Origin of the sequence: Arcanobacterium wilhelmae, assembly GCF_029632765.1 — a bacterium.
Taxonomy (GTDB): Bacteria; Actinomycetota; Actinomycetes; order Actinomycetales; family Actinomycetaceae; genus Arcanobacterium; species Arcanobacterium wilhelmae.
Genome location: NZ_CP121247.1, coordinates 86,028 through 105,570 on the forward strand (window position 1 = coordinate 86,028; position 19,543 = coordinate 105,570).

Consider the following 19,543-nt stretch of genomic DNA (forward strand, 5'->3'; position numbering starts at 1 on the left):
TGCGGCCAAATATCCCCGTTACGCGTCCGCCTCTGCGAGGTCGGAGAGGATCTGATACAGGTCCGCATCCGTCATCGCCGCACGCTCGGCACCCGCAATATCGCGCACGATCCGCCCATGATGCATCACGATCGTCCGATTGCCATACGCCAGCGCATCCTTGAGATTATGCGTGATCATGATCGCCGTGAGGCGCTCACGCTCCACCACCTCGGCAGTAAACTCCAACACCGCCTTGGCGGTTTTCGGATCCAGCGCGGCCGTGTGCTCGTCGAGCAGGAGAAGGCGAGGGGTCTTCAGCGTGGCCATAATCAGCGCCACCGACTGCCGCTGCCCGCCCGACAGCACACCAATCTCCGTATCCAGGCGCTCCTCGAGCCCCAGCCCAAGCGGAGCCAGCGCCTGCGCGAACTCCCGCCGGCGCTCCTCATTCATCGACACGCGCATCCCGCGCTTCCCGCCACGCTTCGCCGCCAGCATCATGTTCTCCGCAACCGTCATACGAGGTGCCGTTCCCCGCATCGGATCCTGGAACACGCGCGCCACCAATGCTGCTCGCTCCTCCTCCACAAGGCCAGTCACATCCTCGCCATCGATCCGAACCACGCCCGCATCCGGCAAAATCGCGCCCGACACCATGTTCAGCAACGTCGATTTACCGGCACCATTCCCGCCAACGATCGTGATGAAATCGCCGTCGGCAACGCCCAGATCCACGCGATCCAGCGCCAGGAACGCGTCCGCCGTGCGCTGATGAAACGCCTTCGAAATTCCCTCAAGTTCCAACACGCTCATCGTGCGCCCTCCGATCCGTCCTCGCCAACACCCGTATCAGCCGCACGCTCCGCAGCCCCAGCAGCCACCGACGCTCCGCCGGCAACAGGCGCAACTCGTGCCCCCGGCGTCGCCGGAACCGCCGACGCCGGCAGCCCCGCCGCGCGCTTGCCCGCGAAAAACTTCTGCAACGCAGGAATCGACAGGCACAGTGCCAAAATCACGGCCGAGAGCAGCTTGAAGTTATCCGTGTTGATCTTCAACTGCAACACCAGTGCCAGGAGCAAGCGGTAGATCACCGAACCCACGAAAATCGCGAGCAAACGCACCGGCAAACTCACGTTACGAACCACGACCTCGCCGATAATGATCGCTGCCAGCCCGATCACGATCGAGCCGATACCCATCGAAATATCCGCGTACCCCGAATCTGTGGCCACCAAATACCCCGACAGTGCGATCAGCCCATTGCCCAGCATGTAGCCCAGCAGCATCATCTCGCCCGTCGGAATACCCAGCGACTTCGCCATGAACGGGTTGTCGCCCGTCGCGATCAGCGCCTGGCCCATGTCCGTGCGGAAAAAGTAGCTCAGCGCCGCCACCGCGATCAGGATCATCACCACGCCGAGGATCAGCGTGTCCACATTGCGCGGCAGACCAAACACGCCCATCTGGGTTTTCAGCGTGGTCGCGCCAGAAAGGGAGAGGTTCGCGCTACCCATAAACGCCAAATTGATCGAATACAAGCCAGTGAGCGTGATGATGCCCGCGAGCAGTGAATTGATCTTCAGCTTCGTGATCAGCAGGGCCGTCACTGCGCCCGCCGCCGCGCCCATCAGGAACGCCACTGCCATCGACAGCAACGGATTCATCCCGAGCACCAGCAGCTGCGCGCCGATCGCCGCCCCCAGCGTGAACGACGCCTCCGTCGTCAAATCCGCCTCGTTCAGGATGCGGAACGTGATATACACGCCGATCCCCATCAAAGTCCAAATCGCGCCCTGCGAGAGCGCGCTCAGCACAATCTCCATCACTTTCCGCCCTTCTCGCCACCGGACTTCTCGCCACCGGACTTGCTGGCGCCAGCCGCGCCACCGGCGTCGGCAGTATCACGTGCACCCTTCACGACGTCGGCCGGGAGAGTCAGCCCGAGCGTGCGGGCCGCGTCCGAATTCACGATCACGTCCACCGCCGTCACGATCTTCACCGGAACATCCGCCGGCTTCTTCCCCTCAAGAACCTGCACCAAAACCTCGGCCGTATCCACGCCAATCTGATGCTGGTTCGTGCCAACCGTGGCGAGGCCGCCCTCGGCGACCATCGCGTCTACCACCGGGAAAACCGGGGTCTTATGGGCGTTCGTCGCCGCAATCAGCGTCGGCATCGCTGAGGCGATCGTGTTGTCGTTCGGAACGAAAATGAAATCGGTTTCGCTCGCCAACTGCTCCGCCGTCTGTGCCAACTCATTCGAATTCGTGATCGTGCGCTCCACAACCGTCAGCCCCATCTGCGCCGCCAGCTCCTTCGCATCCTTCACCGCTGGCGCCACATTCGTCGACGAGCTCGAATACAAAATGCCCATCCGCTTCGCATCCGGCAGGATCGCCTTCGCCAAATCCAGCTGCTCCTTCACCGGCGTCGCATCCACTGTCCCCGTCGCGTTCGTGCCCGGCTTATCCAACGACTTCGACAAACCCGCCGCCACCGGATCCGAAATACCCGAGAACACCACCGGCGTCTCGCCCGCAACATTCTTCAACGCCTGCGCCGCCGGCGTCGCAATACCCACCAGCACCTCGTCGCGATCTGCCACGAAACCATCCGAAATGGTCTTCAGGAGGGTCTGATCGCCCTGGCCATTCTTGAAATCGATCGCGATATTCTCGCCATCGACGTAGCCGTGCTTCGCCAGACCGTCGTAAATGCCCTGGCGGATCTGATCCAGCGATGGGTGGCTGACCAGCTGCAGCAAGCCAATCTTGATCTGGTGGTCCGTCTTCTTCAGCTCGGCTGCTTGCGAACTCGGCGCCGCCGCGCCCGCCGCGGGTGCCTGCTGTTGAGCCGTGCGAATAAACGGGAGACAAATGAAAAGCGTCAACAGGCACCCCATCAGGAAGGAGCCAATCGCCGTGAACTTCTTCATCGCTAAAGCCTTTCGGGAGAAATTTTCGTTTCGTACCGGCCGGGGTTCCCGCCGGTTCGTTCCCGAACATCAGGCCATAAAAAATCGGCTCTCGATCGGAAACGATCGACGAGCCGGAAAATCGCAGGAGAAACGGCTCGCCGTCAAGCGAGCCACCACCACTGTCGATTCGAGTACGTCATGTGTGTAAGCGTAGGCGCGGGTGCGGAGGCTGTCAAAGCGTGGCCGCGATGTGGACGGCGGTGGTGTCGGGGGCGCGTGCGTTTTTAGTGCGGATTTCGGGACCGGATGCGCAAACTTCGACGGATGGTTGTTACGTCACTAAAAGTGGGCGGCGGCGGGCTAGTTATACGAGAGCGGCGACTGCGTGCAGAACTCAATCAGTTTGGTGAGGCGTGGTAATAATTTCCATGACTGGCGGATGTGACAGAGTTGTGCACGGGAACGGCGACGGTCGGCGGCGGCGGGGCGGGACGGGGCGCGATAGGGTTGGGGCATGAAGATTTTGGTTGTGTGTACGGGAAACATTTGTCGCTCGCCGATGGGTGAGGTGGTGTTGCGCGAGCGGCTTGCGGAGGCTGGCGTTGAGGCTGAGGTGGCGAGCGCGGGAGTCTCAACGGAGGAGACCGGCAACCCGATCGACCCGCGCGCACGGCGTGTCCTCGCAGCTCACGGCTACCCGGTGCCCTCGCGCAGCGCCCACCAGGCCACGGCCGCCGAGCTCCAGGCGGATGTTGTGCTCGCGATGACCGCCGGCCACGCAAAATCGTTGCGACGCATGATGGAGCGAGCCGGCGCGGACATTTCGTGCCTGCACCTGTGGCGCGAGTTCGACGGCTCCACGCCGATCGCGCCCGATGGCGTGTTCGGCGACGGCGGTGCGCTCGGCCCGGGCGGTGCCCTGACCACGGAAAAGAGGGGTGGGTCTGACTTCTACTACTCGGCCGGCGCCCTCGACGTCCCTGACCCGTGGTATGGAGGCGAAGAAGGCTTCGAGGAAACCCTCGCCACCGTCGAAGCCGGCGCGGACGGAATCGTCGCCTGGCTGGCCCGCGCCAAGCCATCCGGCTGCTGAGATCTGTTGCGTGCGTAAGTCTGTCAATCGCGTGAGGCGTTGCGTATATGGCAACGCCAAGCCGAACTGACAGAGTTATGCACGGGTGTGGTTGCGTTGTGTGCGCAAAAGCCAGCTTAAAGACCAAAAGCCGACGCCGGTGCGCGCCTTGGGCTGGTAGCCCACCTTGCACACCGGCGTCGGCGAAGAAGCCTTACTTCATTGCGGCGTTGCCGGCCTCTTGGGCGGCCTTGACGCCGTCGGCAACAGGGCGGTTGCCAAGGAACGTATCCAGCAGGGTGGGTGTGAACGCCACCTGGCCGGCGTTCACCTTCGGACCGCGCGGGGCCGGTGCGGTCGCGCCGTTCGCCGCCTCGATGAACACCGAAACGTCAACGCCTTTCTTCGCCCAAAAATCAACGAAAGCCTGCTGAGCCTGCGTGGCGCCCGGGAACGCGATGCCCTGCTCCGCCAGCGGCATCTGGCCCTTCGCTGAGCCGAGCCACTTGAGAACCTCGGTGGTAGCTTCGCGGTGTTTCGTCTGCTCGTTGCCCACGGCCACCACGCCGTGTACCACCGACACGCGGCCCTTCGGCCCCGCGATCATCGGCGCGAGCCCCCACTCGATCGACGCCGTGTCCGCGATCGTCTTGAGGTTATACGGCCCCGACTGGAACAGCGCCATGTTGCCCTTGACGAACTGATCGCGTGAAAAATCGCCATTCGTGTTCGTCTCCGACGCCGGCGGCGCCACATGATGCTTATTGATCAGGTCGATAATGTACTGGAACGCGGCGATCCCTTCCGGCGAGGCGAACGCGAACTGATCCTTCTCGTCTTGGAAATCTGCCCCATTCTGCGCCAGGAAATCGCGGTAAATCGCCTGAAGATCCGCCTGCGCATTCATGCCGTACGTGGCGATTGTCTCCGGATCGAAACCGGCCTCGCCCGCGTGCTTGCCAGCCTCGTCCATGGTGAGCTTCTTCAGTGCGGGCAAGAGGGTGTCGGCGCTAGCCGAGCCTGAGGCGCTACCGGACGCACCGGCGTCGGGAACCCACGTGAGGTTCGCCGGATCCACGCCCGCCTTCGCCAGCAAATCCTTGTTGTAGAACAGCGCGATCGAATCCCAAATCTGCGGCACGCCCCACAGTTTGCCGCCGCGCGTGTAGAGATCGACGATCGACTTTTGCCACTCGTCGTGGTCCGTGCCGAGGGTGGTGGAGATGTCCATGAGGTTGCCGGCGTCGGCGTACTGCGCGAAATTCGAGGAGTTCACCCAGTAAATATCCGCCATCTGACCTGCGGAAATATCGAGCGGGAGCTGGGTCCAGTACTTGTCCCACGGCACAACCTCAACCTTGACGTTGATCGACGGGTTTTCCTTTGTGAACTGCGCGAACGACGCCTCGTACGCAGGCTTCGCACCCTCATCCCACAGGCGGAAGGTGACGGTTTGCTGGGAGCCGCTGGCGCCGGCAGCGTTTCCCGACGACGCCGGGGTGCCCGGCGAGCAGGCCGCCAGGCCGGTTGCAGTGGCGGCAAGAGTGATCAAGGTTTTGAGGCTGCGACGCATGTTTCTCCCGGTTCTGGGGGTGACAATTTCGTTAAAAATTCTACCAGCTGGGGTGTTGGTGCGAAATGTCGGATGCGCCGCATCGTCGGGGTCAGTGCTGTGGCTCGCCCGGCGTCGGGGGCGTGGCTGGGGTTGCGGGGCCGGGTGTCTGCGGGCCAGTGCAGGAGGGGGCGGTGCTGGCGGCACGCCGCTACCGCACTGCGGAGATCCCGATCGACCGCACGATCTGCTTGTTGAACAGCAAAAACAGCGCGATCAGCGGCAGGATCGAAAGGGTGGTGGCGGCCATCACCAGCGTCCAGTTCGACGAGTACTGCTGCTGCAACCCCATCGTGGCCACGGTCATCACGTTCCATTCGCGCGCCGGCGCGATCACCGACGGCCACATGAAATTGTTCCACTGGCTCACCACAGTAATCAGGAACAAAGTGGCGAGAATTGGCCGATTCATCTGCAAAACGATGGACCACAGCGTGCGCAGCGGGCCGGCACCGTCGAGTTTCGCGGCGTCGAGCACTTCGGCGGGCACGCGCCGGAAGTTTTCTCGGAGCAGGAAGATCGCGTACGGCGAGCCGAGGACGAGCGGCGCCACCAGTCCCGCGAACGTGTTTCGCCAGCCCAGCGCCGAGAGTCCCGAAAACAGCGGGATCATCGTGACCACCGCCGGAATCATCATTGTGGCGATATACAGCCAAAACAGCGCCTCGCGCCCGGGGAAGCGCAGCCACGCAAACGCGTACGCGGCCAGCACCGAGGCGACCATCTGCCCGAGCGTCACCACCGCCACGACCTGCGCGGTCACCGCGATCGGCACGATGAACTGGTGGTCGGTGAACAGCGTGGCATAGTTAGACAAGTCCGCCGACGCCGGTAGCGCGGCTGGCCCAGAGAGCGCCAGTTCGCGTTCGGTTTTCAGTGACGTCAACAGGGAAAATATGAGCGGTGCGAGCGTGAGCGCCGCGCCGGCGATCAGCACAAGGTAGGTGAGTAATGCGGACCAGAATTGCCCGTGGGCACCGCGAACGCGCGCCCGCCCGCGCCCGCCCACGCCACGAACCGAGCCCGCCGCGGACGCACGCAGTCCTCGGTTCGCAACTCCGGAACCCAAACCGCTCGGCGTGCCAGCCGAACCCTCCGGCGCCACCTCGCGCCCGCGCCCTAACGTTGAAGAAAAATCAGCCACTTCACACCTCCAGTTCGTACGTGAGCCGGCTGCGGAAATACCGCTGCTGCGCCGCCGTGACCAGCACGATCAGCAGCGTCAGCACTACGGCCATAGCGCTGGCGCGCCCAATATTGAGCCCCACGAACGCCTCGGAGTAGATGCGTGCGGTGACCACGTCGGTGGTGCCGCCGGGGTAGCCCGGGTGGCCGCCGGTCAGGCCGTAGACGAGGTCGAACACTTGCAGGCTCGCGATCAGGGAGGTCACCGACACGAAGAACATCGTGGGGCGGATCAGCGGCAGGGTGATGGAGAAGAAGGTGCGGATCGGGCCGGCGCCGTCGAGGGCTGCGGCCTCGAGGACCGAGCGCGGCACGGCCCGCAGCGCGGCCAGGAAAAACAGCGAAATATAGCCGACGTTTTGCCACACGTACACGAACGCGATCACCGGCAGGGCGGTCCATTCGCTCGCGAGCCAGGGGTAGGAGGCGCCGGTCGCCTGGTTGAGCAGGCCGGATGGCGCGAGCACCCATTGCCACACCACGCCCAGCGCGAGCGGCGCCGCGATCCATGGCAGGACGTAGAAAAGTTGGAGTAGCCGCGAGCCGGGCAGGCCGCGCTTGAGCAACAGTGCGATTCCGAGCCCTGCCGCGATCGCCAACGGGATCGCGATCGCGGAGAACGCGAGCGTGACGAGGAGCGAGCGGCCGAAGCCGGCGCTCGCGAGGGAGGCGTAGTTCGCCAGGCCCGCCCACGTGGGCGGGGTGAGGAGGTTCCAGTTCGTGAAAGAAAGCGCGGCGACGGCAAGGAGCGGGGCCAGCATGAACGCGACGACGCCGATCGCGCTCGGCGCGAGCATCGCGGCGGCCGCGAGGCGCTCACGGGTGTGGCGGGTGTGCCCGGTTCGCTCGGTGTGGCGGTTTGCCCGGTTGTTACTGGTGTGCGGCATGCGTTCCTCCTTCCGCAGGCCATTGTTTCATGCCGGAGCGGTGCGCTCGCCGGTTTCCCGGTTGACCCACACGAAAAGATGCTCGGGCGAGAAGCTGCGCGAACACCGTCGGCACGAAAGTTGCCGCGTTGGGCGGCGGTAACGCTGGGCGGTGTGTCCAGCCGGGCACCGCCCGACCCACGGCGCTTCCGGCTCGGGCGAATCCATCGGGAGCCGCGCCCGCCCGTCCCCGCCGATAGCCACGCACATCCGCTTCCACTCCGCGTCGTGACCATGCCGCGGCCCGACCAGCGCGTGCGCGATCTCGTGCAGCATCACGGCGCGCACCTGCTCGGGCGCGTACAGCTGCACCAGCGCCTTCGATAAGGTGATTTTCCGGGCCGTGAAATTCGTGGCGCCCGCACGGCGTTTTGCCCGGTCAAAGGCGAATTCCCAGTCGCCAACCCCGTGCTCGTCCATCAGCTCGCGCGCCAGCTCCAACGCATCCGAAATATCCACGCGGCTATCCTAGCCTGCATGCATTGTGCTTCCACTCCTGTAGGATCAGGTCAAAGGAAGGACACCATTATGGGTTTTGCAAAGAAGCTACTTCTCACCACGCTTGTGACGGGTGCGGCTGCCGCCGTCGGAGCCGCTACCACTGATCCAGATACTCGCTGGTACCGCCGTCAGGATTTGCCATCGTGGCAGCCGCCGGAGGAACTGTTTCCCGTGGCCTGGACTGGGCTGTATGCGTTGATTGCGACGTCGTCGGCGGCCACGCTGAACACTCTTGACGAGAGGGTCGCGCATGGCGAGGCTGAAGCCGAAGCCGAGCGCCGCTCGTTCCGCCGCGCTTTGGGCGTCAATCTGGTTCTTAATGCGGCCTGGCCTGCGCTTTTTTGGAAGGTTCAGAAGAACGAAGTGTCGGCGGTGGGCGCGGTGGCCTTGGCGGTGTCGTCGGCGGATTTGATGCGCCGGGCCTGGAAGGTGCGTCGCGGAGCGGGCGTGGGATTGTTGCCGTATGCTGCGTGGACCACGTTCGCTGCGGTGCTGAACTCTGATATCGCGCGCCGAAATTCGTAAACGGCGGGCGCGGCGGGCGCGGAATTTTGGCGCGGCGGTGCGCTACCTTTAGTACATGGCCCAAACACCCGCGTCCGTGATTCCCGACCCGCCCCGCCTCGTCGACGTCGTCGTCATCGGCGGCGGCCAGGCCGGCATCGCGGCCGCGCGCGAACTGCAGCGCCGCGGCTTCGTGGGGTACGCCTCCGCCGACGCCGGTGCGCGAGGGGCGCACAGGCTCGGCTCGCGCTCGGGCCAGTACGCGGATCCGAGTTTCGTTGTGCTCGACGCAAACCCGACCCCGGGCGGCGCGTGGAGCCATCGCTGGGATTCGCTCACGATGGCCACGATCAACCACATTGCGGATTTGCCGGGCCTCCACGCCCCCGAATATGAGCCAACGACCAGGGCAAATATCTACGTTCCGGCCTATTTTGCCGAGTTTGAGGATAAGTACGACCTGCCGATTTTCCGGCCTGTGCGCGTGTTGCGGGTGGAGGAGGAGTCGGGGCGGCCGGTGGCGCGTCCGGGCGCTCGCACGGCGGGTTCGGTTGCGGATGCCCAACTCGCCCAGAACCGAGCCGCTCACGCCGCCGCTGTTGCGACAGCCGCTGACGGCCAGCCGCCGCGGGAGTGGAACGCCGCCCCGGCGTCGTCGGTGCGTGGACGCTTGCGGGTCGAAACTACCGCGGGCACGTGGCTTGCGCGGTACGTCATCAACGCGACCGGCACCTGGACGCGCCCGTTTATTCCGTACTATCCGGGTGTGGAGCTGTTCGCCGGCAAGCAATACCACACCGCGAATTATCGCGACAAAGAAGACTTTTGGCGGCTGCGTGTGCTCGTTGTAGGCGGCGGAATTTCGGCGCTCGAGCACATTGCGGAGGTGGCGACGGTAGCGAAGAAGGTGCGGTGGGTGACCCGCCATGAGCCGCGGTTTGTGGAGGATGACACGCGCGTTGGGCGCAGTCTGACCGCGGCGGAGGGACACGCGATCGAGGAGCGTGTGGGCGCGCGGGTCGCGGCCGGGTATCTTCCGGAGTCGGTGGTGGCGGCCACGGGTATTCCGCGTGTTGGCTGGGTTCGCGACATGGAGGCGGCTGGGCTCTTGAAGCGTAAGCCGATGTTCACGCGGTTGGATGTGGACGGCGCCTGGTGGGAGCCGGCGCGCGGCGGCGCTGGCGGTGGTGCAGGTGGCGACGCGGGCGCGGCTGGCGACGCCGGTGCCACGGCTGGTGCTACGGCGGCGAGCGACGCCGTCGCCGAGACGGCGAATAATTCCTCCACTACACCTGCTGGAAAGTTTGAGCGCTTCGATGCGATTATTTGGGCCACGGGCTTCCGCTCGGAGCTGCGCCATCTTGCGCCGCTGAAGCTGCGCACGGTTCATGGTGGCGTGGCGATGGAGGGCACGCATGTGCTCGGTGACCTGCGGATTCATCTGGTGGGGCACGGGCCGAGCCAGTCGACGATCGGCGCACGGCACTGGAGCCGCGTGGCGGTGCGCGCGATCGTGGAGGATCTGGAGCGCCGCGGCTAAGCCCAGCCCTGACATTTTCAAGTAACGGCCATCATGCGCTCTGAGCTGGCGCGGACGCCGGGCAATCTGCGCCGTGACCTGCGTAAAATCGAGGAAAGTCAATGTTCGCGCGGTTGAAAGGGGAAAGATGGCGTCGCATACTGCGCTGGTTCGGAAAATGTCGGAGGGCGGGATCGACGCGAATCGCCCGGTGGAAATCGCGCGCCGCGTGGTGACGATGCTGCTGGTCGGCGCGGTTGCGGGCACGCTCTTCGGCTTCATCCTGTTTTCGGCCGAGCTCACGCTCACGGAGATGTTGCTCGCGATGATTCCTGTGGTGGCGTTGCTTGCGGTGATGGGCCTGGTGTGGTTGCTATGGAAGGATGATCGCGCTCGCGACAACATCCCCGTGGTCGCCCGCACGCTCGCCACGTCCGAATCGCGCGAGTTGCGTTACGTGACGAGCGGCGGGAATCGTGGGCTGCTTGTTCCAGTGGTGGCCGTTCCCGCCGACGGCGGGGCCGCGTTCCGTTCGATCATCTTGTTGCGTCAGACCGGCAAGGGCCGTGTGGTCGAGCCCGAGGTGGGCACACTGTTGGCCTTGAAGCAGGATTTTGCAGGGCAGGGTGCGCTGTCGGATATTGATGAGGTGACTCCCGAGCAAGCCGCGCTGATGGAGCAGTTGCGCAAGCATCCGAGGAAGCTCTCAAATAATGCTCCGGTTGCGCCGATGCGCAGGACGATTCTCGATCGCGCCACGAAGGGTGCGAACCTGCAGTTCTGGGGGAGTTTCGGGGTTGGCCTGGTGGCCTGCCTGTTCATTACCGCGGCGATCGCCCGCGCGGCGCTGTAAAAAGCGGTGGAGTTTCCCCAGAAACTCCACCGCTTTTGTGTCGAGTGCGCTTGTTTGCGCGCTTCGCGCCTACTTCTCCGACTTCGCCTTGCGCGTGTACTGCGAGGCGAGGATGAGCGCGCCGCCGATCATGGCGATGTTTTTGAGGAAGTGAATGCGCTGGTTGCCGCGCTGTGCCGGATCTTCGACGTTCCAGTAGTCGTGGCCGGCGACCGTCGTTGGCGCGGTTGCGGCGACGAGTCCGAGGGCTGCGGCGTGCGGGAGTACGCCCGATGCGACGCCGAGTCCGCCGGCCACCATCGCGGCGCCATTGAAACGAACGAGTTCGTCGGCGTGGTCCTGTGCGAACTTGATCGGCGCTTTCTTGACAGCGTTGACGCGGGCGCCGGGCTCGCGCGCGGCTTCCGATCCGAGAATGATGAACGGGAGCGCGAGCGCGACGCGGCCCGCGAAGTTAACGATCGACGAAACCTTCATGTTGTCCTCTCTTTGCGGCCGCGCTGGCTTCTTGCCTGGCGCCTGACCTGCGGTTTTGTTGTGGTCAGCTGGCATCGTCTCCGCCGACGCCGGTGTGTTCACCCACAACTATACTTCAAGATTCAACAATCGTGAAGTCTGAAAGGTTTTCCTGTTAGGAACTCAATCATTCGGTTGCGTGCACAACTCAATCAATTGGTTGTGTGCACAACTCAATCATTCGGTTGTGTGCACAACTCAATCAATCGGGCTGGGCGTTGCGTACATAGCAACGCCCAGCCAAACTGACAGAGTTGCGCACGGGCGTGGCGGTTACGCAGCTTCCATCATCAGGACCTTGGCGTGAATCTGGAGAACGATCTGCGCGAGGGCTTCGAAGTTCACTCCGCGCGAGCGGCGAGTGAGATCGTGGCTGAAAGTCTCGAATCGTGCCAGCGATGCGCCCGCATGCTCGACAGCCGATTCCACAACATCCGCGAGATCGCGTCCCTCGGCGCCCATGCCCGCCCGGCGCGCCGAGAGCTGCCACAGCTGCAGGAGCTGACGCGGCACTGAAACGGCGGCGCGCACTTCTTCCAGGTAGGCGGCCACGGAATCAGCGAGCTCGTGGTACTGCTCGGAATCACGGCGCAATACCTCAACATCCTCAGTGAGGACCTGCGAAAGCATCTCGAGCGATTCGAGCCGTTCGCGCACGGCCTTCTCGTCCGCGCTCTCGGCCACCTCACCGGCGGCCTCAGCGAACGTGCGAGTCGCGAAACCGGCGGCCTCGCCGGGGATCCCGATCTTGGCGTCGTACCCGGTGTCGATCAGCTCGGACACGAAGAATCCTGCGGTATTCGAGTGCATACGCGCCATCGCGATGTGGAAACGCGCCTGTGCGATCTGCGCATCGAGTTGCTCGAAGCGCTCGATCAGCCCGGTGAGGTAGCGGCCCGTCACGCCCTGCATCTGGTTCCATACGAGGAGCGTGTCGGTGGCTGCAGCCGCCGAATCAGCCGCCGCCGACGCCGGGGCCCCAGTCGCCTCCGAACCGCCAGTCGCATCCGAACCCAGGCCAGCCGGCCTGCCAGCCAAGCCTTCCGGTACGGACTCGCTCACCGCCGTCGGGCCAGCTTCGCCAGTATCAGCCGCGTCCGCAGTGCCAGCCGCGGCCGTGAACGTGCCGGCCACACGCCGCACCTGCGCCAAGTCCGCCGTCACTTCGCCCACGACCTCGCCGAGCCGCGTCGACATGCGCGCCAGATCGTCCTGCTGCGCCATCCAGGCGTCGAGCACGGCGTACTCCTCGCGAATCTGGCCCAGCATCTCGTGGAGCTGGGAGGTGCCTTCGCGGGCCGGGAAAGTCTCGGTTGCGGCTTCGCGCGCCGCCACCTCTGCCGGCAGCAGCTCGTTCTGCAACTCCGCGTACGAGCCGTAGCCGAGCTCGCGGACCAGCTCCTCAACCAGCCCGACCCCGCGCTCGGCGGCCTCGCGCCGGTTCGTGCCGGCCGCGATCCACTCGCGCTCCGCGGCGCGGACCTTCGAATACAGCTCGATCACGGTGGCGTAGAGGTCGTCGCGCTCGGGCTTGGAGCGCACGGAGAGGTAGCCGGAGCCGTCGGGCAGAGGGGTAATGGTGGCGAAGACGTCGTACTCGGAGCCGTCGGCCGCGAGGTTGAGGACGTAGCCGGCGAACGGGCGGCCGGCCTCGATGGAATCCCACATCATGCGGAAGATTGCGCCCGGCATGTCTGGGTGGCGGATAATGTTGTGCGGCGCACCCTCGAGCGCCTCGGCGGGGTAGCGCGAGAGGCGGCGGAAGACGTCGTTCGCGAGCTGGATCACGCCTTTCGTGTCGGTTGCTGAGAAGAACAGCTCCTCGGGCGCGAATTCCTGGATTTCGCCTGTTGGTTCGACTGCCACGTGGCCTCCTTAAATATCCCGTTACGTTGCCGGCGGTTGCGGCGCGCCCGACGCCGGTGCGCGGCGTGCGCCCGACGCCGGTGCGCCCGTACACGACGTGAGTGGGCGGCGTGCGCTCGCGCCTGCCGGCGCTTGCTCCGACCATCCGCCGGCGAGTTTCCGGCTGACTTTTCCGTTCGTGCCTGAGCAGTTTGCGCTGCGCATGCCTGAGCGGTTTTTACTTTGGAATTCTACCAATTTTGGGGCACGCGCGGCCGGAGCTTTGGTCCTAGAGGCCGCGCTGACCTGCGGCGATGCCGCGCGCCGAAAGTCCCAGGGTGGGGGTGCGCCTCCGATTCCTGCACCACTACGCAACTTCGCCCCGGCTCACTGTAGAAAATCGGCTGCTCACTCGATAAAGTGACGTCCTCACTGTAGAAAGTGAGCCCATCACTGTAGATAGTGACGCCCTCACTCTATAAAGTGAGCTCCTCACTGTAGTACACTGAGTGCATGAACACTGATGAGCTCACTCGCATGGTTGCTGACCTTCGCAGGCGTGGCAAGGATTCTGCGACTGTCGAGGCGAAGGCGGCTGGCCGAAAACTGAATCGCGATGTGTGGGAGTCGATTTCTGCTTTTGCGAACACCGACGGCGGCACAGTGATCCTCGGGCTCGATGAGTCACGCGGTTTTGCCTTAACTGAGGGGTTCAATCCGGAGAAAATCAAAGGTGCGCTGCGTGCTGGGTTGAGTACCTCCGAAAAAGCAGACCCGAAGGTCGCGCCGATTCCTGAATTTGTGCTGGAGGATCATCCTTTTGAGGATGGCTACCTGGTCACTTTGACGGTTGCGAAGTTGATGGGTCGAATTGATGCGCCAGGTCCGTGCTACGTCAAGTCTCAGGGGATGACCACGGGCTCCTACAAGCGCGTGGATAACGGCGATGAGCACCTCAACGAGTACGAGATTTTTCAGATTCGCACTCGCGGAGAGGCGCCGGGTTTCGATCGTGAGCCGGTGAGTGGTTCTTCGGTATTTGATCTTTCTCGTGATCAGGTGGAGCGTTTCCTTGCTTCCGTCCGTCGTTCGGGTTCTCGCGCGCTCCGTGGTTTGGAAGAAACTGACGTCGAGGGTGCGCTTCGTCGCTTGAATGTGATGCCAAAAGCGCCAGCTGGGGAAGTGACTCTCGCGGGTTTGCTTACGCTTGGTGACTATCCTCAGCAAGAGTTTCCCCAGCTCACGATCGACGTGGCCGTTCATCCTGGTGTAGAGAAATCGACGGACCCGCGAGTGCGTTTCGTGGATCGTCAGAATTGCGATGGCCCGATTCCTCAGGCGGTACAGGATGCAATTAACGCTGTGTTGCGTAATCTGCGCACGCATCGTGAGGTGGTTGATGGGCGCGGCCGTGATGTTCCAGAGATCCCGCCGGCGACGATTCGTGAGGCGATTACGAACGCGGTGCTCCACCGGGATTATTCTCCGTATGTTCGCGGCCAGCAGGTGGCGGTGGATGTGTACAGCGATCGTGTAGAGGTGACGAGCCCGGGTGGCTTTTGGGGGCATCGCACGAAGGATAACGTGGATGATGGTGTTTCTGAATCGCGCAACGAGGCGTTGGCGCGTTTGTTGAATCTGGTTCCGATGCCCGACGGCGAATCACGAGTTGCGGAGAATCAAGGCTCTGGTGTGCAGCGCATGTTTAGCGAGATGCGTGAACAGGGTCTGCCTGCTCCCGATTATTCTGCGTCGACTCTGACGAAGGTTGTGGTGAAGCTTTACCGTTTTGGGTTGCTTGATCCGCAGGTGAGTGGCTGGCTTGATGGTGTGGCAGGTGCGTCAACATTTTCGACTCGCGAGCGGATTGCGTTGGCGATTGTTCGTCGGAGTGGGGAGGTGAGTGTGAGCCAGTTGCGTGCCCAGATAGGTGTGGATTCAGACGAGGCAAGGGTGGCGCTCGCGAATCTTTCGAAGTCTGGTGTGCTCAGTGGTGCCGGTGATGGTCCGTATGTCATGGCTTCATCTGCCGACGCTGTTGCTGGGTTGACGTCATCGCAGACTGATGTGCTGAAGGTGTTGGATGTGAGTGTACCGCTTGCGATCCGTGAGATTGCGGAGCGAACGGGAAAGTCTCCGAATGCGTTGCGTCCTGTGTTGCGTGAGCTGGTGGAACGCGGCTTGGTGCATGCGACGGCTCCGGCGCAGAGCCGAAAGCGTGCGTATCTGTTGGCCGAGTAGGTGGTACTCACTGTAGAAAATCGGCGGCTCACTCTATAAAGTGATGCCCTCACTCTATACAGTGAGCCCCTCACTGATGTTCAGTGAAGGGCTCACGATGTGGTGGCGTTCATTTCGTGGGCGTTTTTGAGCCTTCCTGCCATATATGGCACGAGGGCGCGCAGATCCCCCGAAATGAACGGACACAGTCTGAACTGCGTGGCGCGGGACGCTACCGGGCGCGGGGCTGCGGTATCGATCGCACCGTCACGCTACCGGAACGCGCCGCTCCGCCACGCTACCGCGCGGCGCCGAGCGCGACTTCCGGGTCGGGCTCGCCGGTGATGCGGTTGCGCAGGTCGCGGCGGATGATTTCGATGACCCACAGCCAGATCGCGTGGCCGGGGATTTCGGAGAAGTGCTCCTGCCACGGCTGGTTCCACGGCGCGGGCACAACGCCCATCGCCGGCATAAGCACCACGTGGAACACGATCCACACGATGATGCCGAACGCGACGCCTTGCCAGAGTTTCACGCCGGGGTAGACTTCCGCGATCAGGCAGTAGAGCACTGCGAAGAAGATCGCGAAGCCGAAGTGGATGAGGAACGAGACCCACGGCAGGCCGTCGTTGCCGTTGAAGGTATAGGAGGCGTGGGTGGTTTGGTCGGAGAAGCCGAGGAGTTCGAGGAACGCTTGCGGCGGGTTGGTTGCGTTGCGTTCGGGGGTGCGTGGCGGGAGGGGTACTTCCCAGCCGAATTTGACGATCGCGGAGACGATTCCGCCGATCAGGCCGACAATCGCGGCTACCTTGTAGTTGCGTCGTGTGATATCAGTTTTTGAAAACATGAGAACCATTATTAAACGGCGTGGGTTCCCGACGCCGGGGCAGAAGTCCCGAAGTGACGAACGAGACGCCGGTGCGCGGCATGCGCCCTACGCTGAAGCTTTGAGTTATCCATTTTCCAAGGTTTTTCCATTTATTCACATTTTATCTAAAACAGAAAAACCTCAAATAAATCAAAAAACCTGATAAACTTGTCGCATGAAGCGCATTGATGATCCGTACACGCCTAATGCTGGCGCTAAGCCGCCAGTCCTCGCTGGTCGTGAGGCTGAGATGGATGAATTTGAGATCCTTTTGGCGAGAAGCATGAAGGGCCGTCCGGCTAGGTCGATGATTGTCACCGGCCTTCGTGGGGTGGGGAAGACGGCCTTGCTCAACGAGTTTCGTGAGCGGGCTGAGCATGCGAATTGGGTGACGATTGAGCTAGAGGCATCGAAGCATGATGATAGCCTTTTCCGTCGCCAGATTTCTTTAGGGTTACGCACGGCTTTGTTGCGCATTTCTCCGCGTGCGAAGTGGGATGAGTGGCTTGAAAAAGCTGGGCGGGTGCTGAGTTCGTTCTCGCTGACTTTTGATCCGGACGGCACTATCAGTGCAGGTCTTGATGTTTCTGATTTCCATGGTCTGGCTGATTCTCAGATTCTCAGTCACGATCTGACTGAGCTTTTTGTGAGTGTTGGTGAGGCGGCGCGTGCACATAAGCGTGGCGTGGTTTTGCTGATTGATGAGATTCAGTTTCTTGAGCAAACGCAGCTCGAGTCGCTGATTATGGCGATCCACAAAACGGTGCAGCGCGCACTCCCGATTACGCTTGTTGGTGCGGGTTTGCCTCAGATTGCTGAGTTGGCTGGCGATGCGAAGTCGTATTCTGAACGCCTTTTTACTTTTCCGAAGATTGGCTCACTTGGGGAGGCGGATGCGCGCAAAGCGTTCGCGGATCCGGCGCTGAGTGAAGGAGTCGGGTGGAATGAAGATGCGTTGTCGCGAGCAATCGAAGTGACTGAAGGTTACCCGTATTTTATTCAGGAGCTTGGCTCGGCGGTGTGGGGTGGCGCTGAGAAATCCCCGATTCGGCGCGAGGATGTTGAGCAGTCGATCGAGCTTTTTGAGTTCGGTTTGGACGAGTCGTTTTTCCGTGTGCGGTTGGATCGGGCGACCCCGCTGCAGGCCGCGTATTTGCGTGCGATGGCTGAGCTTGGCCCGGGTCCGCAGAAGGCGAATGCTGTTGCGGAGGTGCTGCAACGTAGTTCCCGTAGCCTTGGCCCGACCCGCTCTGAGTTGATCAACATGGGGTTGCTGTACACGCCGGCGCATGGTTATGCCGAATTCACGGTGCCACATTTTGATCGGTTCATGATTCGCGAGATGCCCCATGTTTTGGTGCCGGAAAAGCGCACCAGAAAGAAGGAGAAGCGAGCAGATTAAAGGGCTGTTTTCGTACAGCTCCGCCGAGCAGTTCTGAAATTAGGGATTTATTTGCGTTTTATCTGCAACAGATAAAACGCAAATAAATCCCTAATAGTTTGAGAAGACTGCCTGCTCGGTGTGGGTTTGCGCCATACTTCTGCCGGGGCGATGGTACTGCCATTCGCCCGACGCCGGTGCCCGGCTAGCATTGTGTGTTGAAGTTCCGTTGTGCGTTCTTCGGCGAACAGAGATCCAGCCCACTCTCGGTCCGTGAGGGGGTCGAGGCGGGCTGAACTGTTGTCTCGAGTGTAATTGAGTGCGCATGGCACAATCAAAATTTGCGCATCTGCCAGAGAATGTCCATCGCCGAAGGCGTGGCCACAGTATTGATCATTTCGTGTGACGAAACGAAAATAGGGCCATGGCGAAGCGAATTATCCAAGGCAAAGAAATCAGCGACGAGCAGGTCGAGGCCTGGGTGGATGAAGCCGAGGCGGGGTACGACGTTACCCAACTAGGTCTGTGGACAGGCGTCAGTGAGCCCGATGACCCAGTCCCCGAACCGGTCGAATCCTGGTGATCTCCTTCCTTGACTCCCGGCACTTGCGTTCCTATTCCCCGAGCTCCGTGTACTTTTTCGCGTTTCCGCGCGCCGCGTCCACGGGATACTTCTCGGCGTTTTTCGCGAGTTTGGCGAGGATGATGTCGCCGGGGTGTACGCAGAGGTCTGACGCAAGCTCGAGGGAGTAGATGAGCACGTCGGCGAGTTCCTCAAGAAGCTCGGCGTGATGCTCTGCCACGGCTGCCTCGGCCGTTTTCCACTGGAAGACTTCGAGTAGCTCCGCGGCCTCGAGCGAGATCGAGAGCGCCATGTCTTTAGCGTTGTTGAACTGGTGCCAGTCGCGTTCGTCCCGAAAACCGTCGACGGCGGACGTGAGCGCGACCAAAGAGTCACGGTTCGTGGTGGGCTGGTGATCGCTCATGGGTATGCCTTTCGTTCGAAGTTCTGCAACTTGTACGTAGGGCGATGCTGCATTTTGGCGTGGTCGAAAATGTTTTGCCCGGCCCTCGTTGTATAGAATCGGCCCAGTACCTTTCACGCACAGGAGGATTTTGGTGGGCAACGAAGCCGTCGCGATCACGAACGATTACCAGGCGAAGTATTTTGCAAATCAGCTTGAGCGCTCGTATGCGAATGATCATGTGGGCAAGCTAGCTGGACTTCTTTTCGATGCGCAGGTTGAGCCGAAGCCTCATCAGATCGACGCAGCGCTTTTTGCTCTTCAAACCCCATATATGAAGGGCATTATTCTCGCCGACGAAGTTGGCCTGGGTAAGACGATCGAAGCTGGAATTGTCATCAGCCAGTACTGGGCTGAGCGCAAGCGTCAGATTTTGATTATTGCACCAGCCTCGCTCCGACAGCAGTGGAAGCAGGAGCTATGGGAGAAGTTCATGCTCCCAGCAGATCTCCTTGACGCGAAGTCTCGCGATGATCTTTTAAGCCAGAGGCAATCCGCTTAACCTCCTGTTCTGATCGTGTCCTATGAGTTCGTAAAGAAGAATCAGCGTTTTCTTGAGCGACACTGGGATCTGATTGTCGCGGATGAAGCCCATCGGCTCAGGAACTATTGGAATG

20 protein-coding genes are annotated in these 19,543 nt (G+C 62.1%); 8 read left to right on the plus strand and 12 right to left on the minus strand.

From position 1 onward, the window contains the following. Nucleotides 1-18: 18 nt before the first annotated feature. The 3 genes from P8A24_RS00445 to trpX are packed head-to-tail and all read right to left on the minus strand — an operon-like array spanning nucleotide 19 to nucleotide 2,917. Nucleotides 19-795 carry an ABC transporter ATP-binding protein gene (locus P8A24_RS00445; protein WP_278058614.1) on the minus strand — a complete coding sequence of 259 codons (777 nt, stop codon included), beginning with the start codon at nucleotides 793-795 and terminating at the stop codon, nucleotides 19-21. Further along, nucleotides 792-1,805, minus strand: coding sequence for an ABC transporter permease (locus P8A24_RS00450; protein ID WP_278058616.1), 1,014 nt, complete (start codon nucleotides 1,803-1,805; stop codon nucleotides 792-794). Before P8A24_RS00450 ends, P8A24_RS00445 begins: the two co-directional genes overlap by 4 nt. Further along, nucleotides 1,805-2,917, minus strand: coding sequence for a tryptophan ABC transporter substrate-binding protein (trpX, locus tag P8A24_RS00455; RefSeq protein WP_278058618.1), 1,113 nt, complete (start codon nucleotides 2,915-2,917; stop codon nucleotides 1,805-1,807). The genes P8A24_RS00450 and trpX overlap by 1 nt, the downstream gene beginning before the upstream one ends. Nucleotides 2,918-3,413: 496 nt before the next feature. Between trpX and P8A24_RS00460 the strand changes: the two genes are divergently transcribed. Further along, a complete protein-coding gene (locus P8A24_RS00460; protein WP_278058620.1) occupies nucleotides 3,414-3,992 on the plus strand; it encodes a low molecular weight protein-tyrosine-phosphatase in 579 nt (192 codons plus the stop codon). 193 nt (nucleotides 3,993-4,185) lie between these two features. Here P8A24_RS00460 and P8A24_RS00465 read toward each other — a convergent pair whose 3' ends face one another. The 4 genes from P8A24_RS00465 to P8A24_RS00480 all read right to left on the minus strand — a co-directional run bounded on the left by P8A24_RS00465 (nucleotide 4,186) and on the right by P8A24_RS00480 (nucleotide 8,153). Further along, a complete protein-coding gene (locus P8A24_RS00465) occupies nucleotides 4,186-5,544 on the minus strand; it encodes an ABC transporter substrate-binding protein (protein ID WP_278058622.1) in 1,359 nt (452 codons plus the stop codon). 190 nt (nucleotides 5,545-5,734) lie between these two features. Then, nucleotides 5,735-6,727, minus strand: coding sequence for a carbohydrate ABC transporter permease (locus tag P8A24_RS00470; RefSeq protein WP_278058624.1), 993 nt, complete (start codon nucleotides 6,725-6,727; stop codon nucleotides 5,735-5,737). A 1-nt stretch (nucleotide 6,728) separates the two neighbouring features. After that, nucleotides 6,729-7,655, minus strand: coding sequence for a carbohydrate ABC transporter permease (locus P8A24_RS00475; RefSeq protein WP_278058626.1), 927 nt, complete (start codon nucleotides 7,653-7,655; stop codon nucleotides 6,729-6,731). A gap of 27 nt (nucleotides 7,656-7,682) precedes the next feature. Next, nucleotides 7,683-8,153: a SprT-like domain-containing protein gene (locus P8A24_RS00480; RefSeq protein ID WP_278058628.1), complete on the minus strand. Its 471-nt coding sequence runs from the start codon at nucleotides 8,151-8,153 to the stop codon at nucleotides 7,683-7,685. A gap of 69 nt (nucleotides 8,154-8,222) precedes the next feature. Here P8A24_RS00480 and P8A24_RS00485 point away from each other — a divergent pair, with 69 nt between their 5' ends. The 3 genes from P8A24_RS00485 (at nucleotide 8,223) to P8A24_RS00495 (ending at nucleotide 11,071) form a co-directional block, all read left to right on the plus strand. Further along, nucleotides 8,223-8,720 (plus strand): TspO/MBR family protein, encoded by a 498-nt coding sequence (locus P8A24_RS00485; RefSeq protein ID WP_278058630.1) that lies wholly within the window; start codon nucleotides 8,223-8,225, stop codon nucleotides 8,718-8,720. 55 nt (nucleotides 8,721-8,775) lie between these two features. Then, complete coding sequence (locus P8A24_RS00490; protein WP_278058632.1) at nucleotides 8,776-10,239, plus strand: FAD-dependent oxidoreductase; 1,464 nt, start codon at nucleotides 8,776-8,778, stop codon at nucleotides 10,237-10,239. A gap of 127 nt (nucleotides 10,240-10,366) precedes the next feature. Continuing rightward, nucleotides 10,367-11,071, plus strand: a complete 705-nt coding sequence (locus P8A24_RS00495; protein WP_278058634.1) for a hypothetical protein — start codon at nucleotides 10,367-10,369, stop codon at nucleotides 11,069-11,071. 69 nt (nucleotides 11,072-11,140) lie between these two features. Here the strand turns inward: P8A24_RS00495 and P8A24_RS00500 are convergent, their stop codons facing one another. The 3 genes from P8A24_RS00500 to P8A24_RS00510 all read right to left on the minus strand — a co-directional run bounded on the left by P8A24_RS00500 (nucleotide 11,141) and on the right by P8A24_RS00510 (nucleotide 13,657). Further along, entirely contained in the window at nucleotides 11,141-11,650 is a 510-nt protein-coding gene (locus tag P8A24_RS00500) for a DoxX family protein (protein ID WP_278060250.1), read from the minus strand. A gap of 210 nt (nucleotides 11,651-11,860) precedes the next feature. Continuing rightward, nucleotides 11,861-13,453, minus strand: coding sequence for a PAS domain-containing protein (locus tag P8A24_RS00505; RefSeq protein WP_278058636.1), 1,593 nt, complete (start codon nucleotides 13,451-13,453; stop codon nucleotides 11,861-11,863). Nucleotides 13,454-13,474: 21 nt separating this feature from the next. Beyond that, entirely contained in the window at nucleotides 13,475-13,657 is a 183-nt protein-coding gene (locus tag P8A24_RS00510; RefSeq protein WP_278058638.1) for a hypothetical protein, read from the minus strand. Nucleotides 13,658-13,945: 288 nt separating this feature from the next. Between P8A24_RS00510 and P8A24_RS00515 the strand changes: the two genes are divergently transcribed. After that, nucleotides 13,946-15,673, plus strand: a complete 1,728-nt coding sequence (locus P8A24_RS00515; protein ID WP_278058640.1) for an ATP-binding protein — start codon at nucleotides 13,946-13,948, stop codon at nucleotides 15,671-15,673. 277 nt (nucleotides 15,674-15,950) lie between these two features. On the opposite strand, the gene P8A24_RS00520 is transcribed toward P8A24_RS00515, so the two are convergent. Next, on the minus strand, nucleotides 15,951-16,499 hold the full coding sequence (locus P8A24_RS00520) for a YagU family protein (protein ID WP_370870590.1): 549 nt from the start codon (nucleotides 16,497-16,499) through the stop codon (nucleotides 15,951-15,953). Between the two features lie 196 nt (nucleotides 16,500-16,695). Between P8A24_RS00520 and P8A24_RS00525 the strand changes: the two genes are divergently transcribed. Both P8A24_RS00525 and P8A24_RS00530 read left to right on the plus strand, forming a co-directional pair. Further along, nucleotides 16,696-17,922, plus strand: coding sequence for an AAA family ATPase (locus P8A24_RS00525; protein WP_278058644.1), 1,227 nt, complete (start codon nucleotides 16,696-16,698; stop codon nucleotides 17,920-17,922). A gap of 403 nt (nucleotides 17,923-18,325) precedes the next feature. Continuing rightward, a complete protein-coding gene (locus P8A24_RS00530; RefSeq protein ID WP_278058646.1) occupies nucleotides 18,326-18,484 on the plus strand; it encodes a hypothetical protein in 159 nt (52 codons plus the stop codon). A 31-nt stretch (nucleotides 18,485-18,515) separates the two neighbouring features. Here the strand turns inward: P8A24_RS00530 and P8A24_RS00535 are convergent, their stop codons facing one another. Next, nucleotides 18,516-18,887 carry a nucleotide pyrophosphohydrolase gene (locus P8A24_RS00535; protein ID WP_278058648.1) on the minus strand — a complete coding sequence of 124 codons (372 nt, stop codon included), beginning with the start codon at nucleotides 18,885-18,887 and terminating at the stop codon, nucleotides 18,516-18,518. Nucleotides 18,888-19,020: 133 nt separating this feature from the next. Here P8A24_RS00535 and P8A24_RS00540 point away from each other — a divergent pair, with 133 nt between their 5' ends. Further along, complete coding sequence (locus P8A24_RS00540; protein WP_278058650.1) at nucleotides 19,021-19,428, plus strand: SNF2-related protein; 408 nt, start codon at nucleotides 19,021-19,023, stop codon at nucleotides 19,426-19,428. Nucleotides 19,429-19,543: the final 115 nt, after the last annotated feature.